The organism is Pontibacter sp. 13R65, from assembly GCF_047525655.1.
GTDB lineage: Bacteria > Bacteroidota > Bacteroidia > Cytophagales > Hymenobacteraceae > Pontibacter.
Genome location: NZ_JBLIQL010000059.1, coordinates 1 through 700, shown reverse-complemented (window position 1 = coordinate 700; position 700 = coordinate 1). Strand labels below are relative to the sequence as shown.

The following is a 700-nucleotide window of genomic DNA, read 5'->3' as shown; positions in this document are numbered from 1 at the left end:
TAACGCAATTGACCCATGACAGAAAAAGCTGTCAAGTACCAGGCGCCGGCCCTGGAGAAGGGCCTCGACATCCTCGAGTACCTGGCCCTGAAGGCCGTCCCCCTCTCCCAGACCGAGATCGCCGTCGGCATTCACCGCAACCCCAACGAGATCTTCCGCATGCTCGTCTCCCTGGAGGCCCGCGGCTACATCAACCGCGAGGAGATCTCGGGCAAGTACAAGCTCTCCCTCAAGCTCTACAACCTCTCCCACCGCCACTCCCCCGTCGACGAGATCCGCGCCGCCGCCCAGTACCCCATGCACCAGCTGGCCGCACGCCTCAAGCAGTCCTGCCACCTGAGCGTGCTCTACCAGAACCAGCTCATGGTCATCCACCAGGCCAAGAGCCCCAGCCCCATCGCCCTCTCCATCGAGGAGGGAAGCCTCTTCCCCCTGCTGCTCACCGCCTCGGGACGCGTGCTGCTGGCCTACATGCCCCCCGAGCAGCGGCAGGCCGTCCTGGCAGAGAACCAGCTCTTCCTCAGCTACTCCAAGGCCCAGCAGAAGAAGTTCCTCCTGCTCCTCGACCAGATCCGGCAGACCGGGCAGCACGGCGAGGACAGCGAACTCTCCAGGGGCGTCACCGACATCGTCGCCCCCATAGGCGATGAGCGCGCAGGCGTGGTCGCCGTCCTGGCCGTCTCCATCCTCACCACCGAGT

General features: G+C 65.1%; 1 protein-coding gene. It reads left to right on the top strand.

Translation table 11 applies throughout. The features are described from left to right. Positions 1-15 precede the first annotated feature (15 nt). Positions 16-700: IclR family transcriptional regulator (locus ACMA1I_RS23290; RefSeq protein WP_337070895.1), on the top strand; the 685-nt coding region annotated here is incomplete at its 3' end.